This window comes from Tateyamaria sp. LSS28 (assembly GCF_059611725.1).
This window is the reverse complement of the sequence record NZ_JCAPFI010000022.1, coordinates 1-450: the sequence shown is the minus strand read 5'-3', so window position 1 is coordinate 450 and position 450 is coordinate 1. Positions and strand designations below refer to the sequence as shown.

Here is a 450-nt window from a genome sequence, read left to right as displayed (position 1 = left end):
CCGGGATGGTCAGGGTAAAGGTGTCTTCGGCCGAGGTGCCGCTCACATCGCCGCGCCCCACCAGGGCCGTGCCGTCCTGCACCGCCCGGTACTGCACCGTGATGTCCGACAGCGACGCCTCCGACAGGTTGACGCGGAACACGATGGTGCCGGTCCCTTCGAAGACGGCAGACGGTAAAATAAGTATCTCTGGCAGCATATTTTTTCCAAATATCAATATGTGATTGTTATAGTATTCTTCAAAATTCGGTGGCTTGCAGGATAAGGCAAAACCATCTCTTCAGTTTTTGAAATAAAATGAGAGTTGTAAAGTGTTTTAACTTTACCGGTTTTCTATCTTAGGGTCAGGACCCATTGATTTTCGCCTAGTGGCGTGATTCACGGTTCGAAAACGAGCGGTGAATATGTCTGACCTTTTCTGGCTCACGGATGCGCAGATGACGCGTCTTG

Annotated in this window: 1 protein-coding gene; it reads right to left on the bottom strand. The window is 50.7% G+C overall.

The features are described 5' to 3' along the window. The coding region (locus AC53L6_RS24235) for a hypothetical protein (RefSeq protein WP_496909693.1) at window positions 1–199 on the bottom strand (199 nt) is incomplete at its 3' end. Window positions 200–450 lie beyond the last annotated feature (251 nt).